Origin of the sequence: Mesorhizobium sp. M7A.F.Ca.CA.004.04.2.1 (assembly GCF_004022825.1) — a bacterium.
GTDB lineage: Bacteria > Pseudomonadota > Alphaproteobacteria > Rhizobiales > Rhizobiaceae > Mesorhizobium.
Genome location: NZ_RZPH01000240.1, coordinates 1 through 6,646 on the forward strand (window position 1 = coordinate 1; position 6,646 = coordinate 6,646).

The 6,646-nt window shown below is 62.2% G+C and carries 6 protein-coding genes and 1 pseudogene; 3 read left to right on the forward strand and 4 right to left on the reverse strand.

The annotated features are described in order from the left end of the window. Nucleotides 1-219 (forward strand): annotated as a pseudogene (locus tag EN893_RS13250) (MOSC domain-containing protein); the annotation flags it as partial. Nucleotide 220: 1 nt separating this feature from the next. Here the strand turns inward: EN893_RS13250 and EN893_RS13255 are convergent. From EN893_RS13255 to EN893_RS13265, 3 genes are all read right to left on the reverse strand, one after another. Beyond that, entirely contained in the window at nucleotides 221-1,489 is a 1,269-nt protein-coding gene (locus tag EN893_RS13255) for a cyclopropane-fatty-acyl-phospholipid synthase family protein (protein WP_127269218.1), read from the reverse strand. Between the two features lie 355 nt (nucleotides 1,490-1,844). Further along, a complete protein-coding gene (locus EN893_RS13260) occupies nucleotides 1,845-3,320 on the reverse strand; it encodes a TadE/TadG family type IV pilus assembly protein (RefSeq protein ID WP_127269219.1) in 1,476 nt (491 codons plus the stop codon). Nucleotides 3,321-3,660: 340 nt separating this feature from the next. Beyond that, nucleotides 3,661-4,530, reverse strand: coding sequence for a transglutaminase family protein (locus EN893_RS13265; protein WP_127269220.1), 870 nt, complete (start codon nucleotides 4,528-4,530; stop codon nucleotides 3,661-3,663). A gap of 171 nt (nucleotides 4,531-4,701) precedes the next feature. Between EN893_RS13265 and EN893_RS13270 the strand changes: the two genes are divergently transcribed. Further along, a complete protein-coding gene (locus EN893_RS13270) occupies nucleotides 4,702-5,367 on the forward strand; it encodes an HAD-IA family hydrolase (RefSeq protein ID WP_127301864.1) in 666 nt (221 codons plus the stop codon). A 7-nt stretch (nucleotides 5,368-5,374) separates the two neighbouring features. On the opposite strand, the gene EN893_RS13275 is transcribed toward EN893_RS13270, so the two are convergent. Further along, nucleotides 5,375-5,596 (reverse strand): DUF1674 domain-containing protein, encoded by a 222-nt coding sequence (locus tag EN893_RS13275; protein WP_127271030.1) that lies wholly within the window; start codon nucleotides 5,594-5,596, stop codon nucleotides 5,375-5,377. Nucleotides 5,597-5,715: 119 nt separating this feature from the next. Here EN893_RS13275 and htpX point away from each other — a divergent pair. Continuing rightward, nucleotides 5,716-6,646: zinc metalloprotease HtpX (gene htpX, locus EN893_RS13280; protein ID WP_128361577.1), on the forward strand; the 931-nt coding region annotated here is incomplete at its 3' end.

Below are 6,646 nucleotides of genomic sequence, written 5' to 3' on the forward strand. Positions count from 1 at the left end.
GAATGGATCGGCCGCAAGCTTGCCATCGGCGACCTGTCGCTGACCATCTCCGAACCCTGCCGCCGCTGCGGTTTCACCATCATCGCCCAGGATGGCTTCGACCATGATCCGGCGATCCTGCGCAATCTGGTTCGCCATAACGCCCACAATCTCGGCGTCTATTGCACGGTCGACCGGCCGGCGCGCGTCGAAACCGGCGACGCGATGCGCTTCCTGTAAGCTATCGATACAGATCCGCCCGCGTCGGCGGCAGGCCGCTTGGACCACGCGCGCGCTTGGTCACGACGGTCTGGAAAATCTGCGCCGAGGCGCGTTCGAAGGTGATCGAACAGCCCGTCAGGTAAAGCAACCATAGCCGTGCCTTGGCTTCGCCCACCTCGGCGATTGCCTCGTCGAACCTTTCGTGCAGCCGCTCCGCCCACAGTCTGCAGGTGCGGGCATAGTGCTCGCGCAGGTTCTCGACATCGTAGACGAGAAAACCATGCGCCTCGAGATTGCCTGTTGTCATTCCGATCGTGTCGAGTTCGCCGCCGGGGAAGATGTATTTGAGCAGCGCCTTGTACTCCGGCCCCTTGCGCAGGGTCTTCTTCATGTCGCCCTTGCTGCGCCGGGTGATGGCGTGGTGCAGATAGATGCCGCCCGGCTTCAGCAGGCGATGAATGGTCTTGAAATAGGTGGCGTGGTTGGCGAGCCCAAGATGTTCGAACATGCCGATCGACGAGATCTTGTCGAACGAGCCGGTGAGTTCGGCATAGGATTTGATCTCGATGGTGATGCGGTCCTCCAGCCCTTCGGCGCGGATGCGTTCGCGGGCAAGATCGGTCTGCGCCTGCGACAGCGAGACACCGTGGCCGATAACACCATAGTTCTTCGCGGCATGGATGAGCATCGCTCCCCAGCCACAGCCGATGTCGAGCAGTCGTTCGCCAGGCTTCAGCCGGAGCTTGCGACAGATATGGTCGAGCTTGTCGATCTGCGCCTGGTCGATGCTGTTGGCGAAATCCTTGAAGTAGCCGCAGCTGTAGACCATGCGCTCGTCGAGGAAGAGCCGGTAGAAGGCGTTCGAAATGTCGTAGTGATGCTGGATCGCCTCCTGGCTCGAACCGCTGACATAGGGATTGCGCCCCGACAGATCGGTCCGCGCCGTCATCTGCTTGCGCGCCAAAAGCACGGAAGGCAGGTCGCCCAGGATCGCCATTTTCGGCAGCGATTTGAGCTTGGTTCTGAGCTTGCCTTGCGACGGCAGGGCATAAAAGTCGAAAATCGTCCCGTCTTCGATGTTGATCGTCTTGGAAATCCACATCTCGATCAGCGTCGACAGGGACGGCCGCTTCACGATCTGCCAGACGATGTCCTGGTCGTTGATGGTGAGCACCGGACCCGTGGCGGGGCCGATCCGCTCCCCGGTCCATAGCCTGACGGCAAACCCCGGTTTCAATGTTTCGATCACCGTTCGAACGATGCGAGCGGCCTTTTCGGCTGCCTCCATGCGACTCCTCCGAATGCTGGCCCCAGGCAGAAGTTTGCCCGGCCGGCCTGGCAATCGCAAGCGGCTCGCACCAAGCCCCCCGTTGGCTAATTTCAGACCTGCACCTTGTCTTTTGCTGCAATGCACCCCATCATCAGTATGTGTTCAACAAATCGAAAGGAGGTGATCCGATGTCGAGTGATTTCGTTTTCCAGAACGTGGCCTCAGCGGATTGCACTTTCGGGAAGCAGTCTTCCCGTTAAGGCGCGAAATGCGCGGCGGGTGACCCGATAGGTCGCCGCCAAGGCCGCGCCACGGACGGAAACACGGAAGGCCGCCGGCTTCGAAAGAAGCGGCGGCCTTTTCCGTTTGCGGACTACTGGGTCAATGCGACCTTTTCGGTGTTGCGAATGATCTCCTGAAAGGCGTCGTCCAATTCGGCTCCGGTGGACACGTCGAAGAAATGCCTCTTGGCGGCGGAGGTATCCTTCGACGAACAGTCCTTCAGCACCGCCTTTGCCTGATCCCGCTCGGTTGCCGACATGTCCTTGTCGTCCAGATCGAAGCCAATGGTGAAAATCTCGATGCCATCATTTTTCATATTTTCGCACAGCGTTTCGGCGTTGCCGCGCGCAAGGTTGCCCTGGCTATTGTACCTGTCCCCAGCCCCGGCGAAGGCGGTATTGAACTGGCCATCGGTCATCAGGATCGCGACCTTGGCGATCTTCTTCGGATCGGCATCCGAGGCGCCTTTGCCGAGACCGGCGTTCCTGATTGCAGTGCGCCATTGCGGCGACAGCATATAATAGGTCCACTGAATGGCGATCGCGCCGGCCGTGTAGCCATCGGCCTGGAAGTCCTCGATCGATTCAAGCAATGCATCGGAGTCGGCGGTCAGCGGGATCACCTCCGCACCAGGGCACCTGTTCATACCTCCGCCGAGATGATCGTCCCGGTTGACCAGGGCATAGTATTTCTTGCCGTTCCTGTCGGTGCGAACAGTGCCTGGGCCGTCGGCGCTCATATCTGCGTTGCCGTTCTTGTCCTTGCGCTCGGTGGCGCAATTGTCGGGGCGTGGCATCGCCGCGCCGACAATGGAGATGTAGTCGCTGAAGGACGGCAGCAGATTTTTGCCTGTCTTGGCGACGAGAAGCGGACTGCCGGCGACGGGTGGGAGCTCAGAGCTGCCTTGCTTCTCGGCATAGATGTTTTCCGCCAGCTTGCCGGCGTTGACGCCAGATGCATAAGGCACAATCGCTACGCGGATGCGGGGGTTCTGCGGATCCTGCTTCTGCAGCATCGTCAGAACAGCATTTTTTGCAGCAGCTTTCAGATCGCCGATCTTGTCGACCTTGCCGCGCTTGGCCATCGATCCCGTTATGTCCAGCATCATCGCCACTTCGACGGTCTTGTCCGAATAGAGCGCCGTTGTGGAAGCGGTGACGCGTTTCATGTCGCCCGTGCCGAAAATCGGAAAGTACAGCGCGACATCGATATGGGCGTCGGCCTGAACCGTCTTGGCAGTCCTGTCGACGATCAACCTGTCGAGCACGATCTGGTCGGCCTGCAGAATGCCTGCTTGGCTGTTGGCGTCGAGAAAGGCCTGCACCGATGTGTCGGCATCGGCTTCGTTGGTGGCGCCGGTCGTCAGGTCGCGTGCCGTCGACGTGACCGCGGCGTCGACCACGCTCTGGAGGCTCGATCTGGCATTGTAGAGCTGCGATACGTTGACCGAGAAGCCCGCTGCCAGCGCCAAGACCGAGGCGCTAAGGCCGAACAGGACCGCGAAATTTCCACCGCGATCCCTGGCGAAGCCGCCGACCGCGTGAACAAGACCCCCGTAATTCCGCATCCTACAGCCTCCACTCGCCTCGGCCTCGTCGCCGCGGAAAGGGCAATGCAGGATTCCCGCCGGATGATGCCTTGGCCTGGCAGAGAGCTCGCCTCCCAACAGCAAGTCATTGTTTTTGTTGAATTTTGGAACCCGCAAAGGTGAACGGTTGGTAAACGGGAACGCACCGTGGCGCTCGCGTTTACCGGCCGCTTACCATGATCTGGCCCAAGGCATCGCGACGCCATCGACGGCGTCCTGTTGCGGCACAAGCTCACTGTGCCGAAGCGGACCATGTGTCCCGAAAGTTGCGCCTAGAAAGAACCTCCCTGCCACCCTGTCGCATCGGTAGGCGTCGCGATTACGCCAGCATCTGTGCGCTGACGGTCCTGTCGATGCCGTGGTAGGGCGGGTTGAACAGATTGCCTTCCTGTTCATAGGTCCACACCTTGAACAGGCTGAGCCGGTGGGGGCCGAAACTGTGCAGCAGCGGCACGTCGGTGGCGTCGCGGCCGCGGGCGATGACGATACGGCCGATTCTGGGCGTGTTGTGGCGAGGATCGAACGTGTACCATTTGCCATCGAGGAACACTTCCAGCCACGCCGAGAAGTCCATCGGCGCCGGATCGGCTGGCACGCCGATATCGCCGAGATAGCCGTTCACATAGCGTGCCGGAATATTCATGCAGCGGCAAAGCGTGATCGCCAGATGGGCGAAGTCGCGGCAAACCCCGACGCGCTCCTCATGCGCCTGAGCCGCGGTGCGGGTCGAGCGCGCATAGCCATAGCCGAACGACAGCCGGTTGTGGACATAGTCGACGATCGCCTGCACGCGCGCCCAGCCGGACGGGATGTCACCGAAGAGCTGCCAGGCCAGGCTGCTCAGATGATCCGTCTCGCAATAGCGGCTGCCCAGGAGATACCCGAGAACTTCGTCCGGCAGGTCCGCCACCGGCACTTCCCTGGCCAGCGTGTTTACCTCGTCCGTCTCGCCGCTGTCCTCGACGACCGCGTCGTACAGGATGCGAAAACCACCGGCGGGCGCTGTGAAGCGCCGGCAGGCATTGCCATGCAGATCGTGGTACAGCCTTGTCGGCACCGCGGGCGAGGTCAGCACCCGCGTCTGCCGCTTGATGTCGCCCTGCCTGTCCCGATGGATCTCGAGCACTGAAATCACCGGCGTGGCGGCTACGCATTCGATGGCGATTTCGTAGCCGAGCCGGATCAGCACCGTTGGTCCCCCTTCGATCGTTGTTGTGAGAAGCAGTCCTTCCCAAACGCCCGGAGGATATCGTGGTTCCCTGGGCCGATCGAAAAGCACGCCCCCGTGTCTTCCCCTGCCGCAGTCGAGACGTTAGGTTCGGCCACCCGACCAAGCGCCTCCCCGGACTCAAGGAAAATCATGTATTCAGGCAGAAAATTCGCGGCCTTCCTCTTCGACATGGACGGCACGCTCATCAATTCCATCGCCTCGGCGGAACGGGTGTGGAGCAATTGGGCTCTCCGCCAGGGGCTCGACGTCGCCGCCTTCCTGCCGACGATCCATGGCGTGCGCGCGATCGAGACCATCACCGGCCTGGCACTGCCGGGCGTCGACCCGGCATACGAGGCTGATCTGCTGCTGAAGGCCGAGGCGGCCGATCTCGATGGCATTATCCAGATATCAGGCGCCGTGGCATTTCTCGATTCGCTGCCGCCCGAACGCTGGGCAATCGTCACCTCCGCCCCACGTGAGCTGGCGCTGTTGCGCATGAAGGCCGCCGGCATCCCCGTCCCGGCCATCATCGTCGCGGCGGAAGATGTCTCCCGCGGCAAGCCGGCGCCCGATTGCTTCCGGCTTGGCGCGGAACGGCTCGGCTTCGACGCGCGCGATTGCCTCGTCTTCGAGGATGCTCCAGCTGGCATCGCGGCAGCCGAAGCGGCGGGCGCGGCGGTCATGGTCATCAGCGCCACGCACAAGCACCCCTTGCCAACGCAACATGCCGCGATCGCAGGCTACGACATGGTCGGCATCACCGTCGACGAGCGTGGCTGGATCGCGCTCGAGCCGCAGCGCAACGCCGCCTAGGCGGCATCTAGAAATCGCTGGTGAGGCCCTTTACCTCCCAGTCGCCGTAGCGCCCTGGCTCCTTGCCGCCGCGGCCACCGATCTCCTTCGGCAGCGCGGCCTCCTTTTCGCGGTAGTCTTCCCGCCGCGCTGCGGCCTCGGCCAACGCACGGCGTGCGGCCGGCGTTAGCTCTCTCTGCGATGCCGTTTCGGCAGAAGCGGCGCCTGTTTTACTGATTTCGTCGGTCATGCGATAATCTCGGCAGATTGAGCCCAGTCAATTGAAACAGGAACTGGCGTTTCCCATCATATAGCCATGAACGCACGACGATCGACCCCTTTTCGGTGCCATTTCGACAGGAGCAGACGATGAACACCATCCGCACCGCCATGCTTCTTGCCGCGATGACGGCGCTGTTCATGGGCGTCGGCTTTTTGATCGGCGGCACCGGCGGCATGATGATCGCCTTCCTGTTCGCGGCCGGCACCAATCTGTTCAGCTACTGGAATGCCGACAAGATGGTGCTGTCGATGAACCGTGCCGTCGAGGTCGACGAAAGGAACGCGCCCGAATATTACGCCATCGTCCAGGCAATGGCCAAACAGGCCGGCCTGCCGATGCCGAAGACCTATCTGATCGACAACCCGCAGCCGAACGCCTTTGCCACCGGCCGCAACCCGCAGAACGCGGCGGTTGCTGCCTCCACCGGCCTGTTACAAGCGCTGACGCCTGAAGAGGTCGCAGCCGTCATGGCGCACGAGCTCGCCCATGTGCAGCACCGCGACACGCTCACCATGACGATCGTCGCCACCTTTGCCGGTGCCATCTCGATGCTCGGCAATTTCGCCTTCTTTTTCAGTGGCAATCGCGACAACAATCCGTTCGGCTTTGTCGGCGTGCTGGCGGCGATGATCGTAGCGCCCTTTGCCGCGATGGTCGTGCAGATGGCGGTCAGCCGCACCCGCGAATACGAGGCCGACCGGCGTGGCGCTGAAATCTGTGGACACCCGCTCTGGCTGGCATCGGCGCTTGACAAGATCGCCCGCGGCGCCGAACGCATCCGCAACCCCGATGCCGAGCGCAATCCCGCGACCGCGCATCTCTTCATCATCAATCCCCTTCACGGCGAGCGCATGGACAGCCTGTTCTCCCCCCCCCCCGCCACTGAGAACCGCATCGCAGCCTTGCAGGCGATGGCGCAGCAGATGCAAGGCGAAACCCAGGCCGCCCCGCGCCAGGCATCGACGCCACGGCAGGCAGATCAACCGCGGCCATCCGGCCCATGGGGCGAGGCAGCGC

Coding starts and splice junctions, on each gene's coding strand:
- EN893_RS13275 (WP_127271030.1), bottom strand. CDS start 5,596: ATGACCGACGAAATCAGTAAAACAGGCGCCGCTTCTGCCGAAACGGCA.
- EN893_RS13270 (WP_127301864.1), top strand. CDS start 4,702: ATGTATTCAGGCAGAAAATTCGCGGCCTTCCTCTTCGACATGGACGGC.
- EN893_RS13260 (WP_127269219.1), bottom strand. CDS start 3,320: ATGCGGAATTACGGGGGTCTTGTTCACGCGGTCGGCGGCTTCGCCAGG.
- EN893_RS13255 (WP_127269218.1), bottom strand. CDS start 1,489: ATGGAGGCAGCCGAAAAGGCCGCTCGCATCGTTCGAACGGTGATCGAA.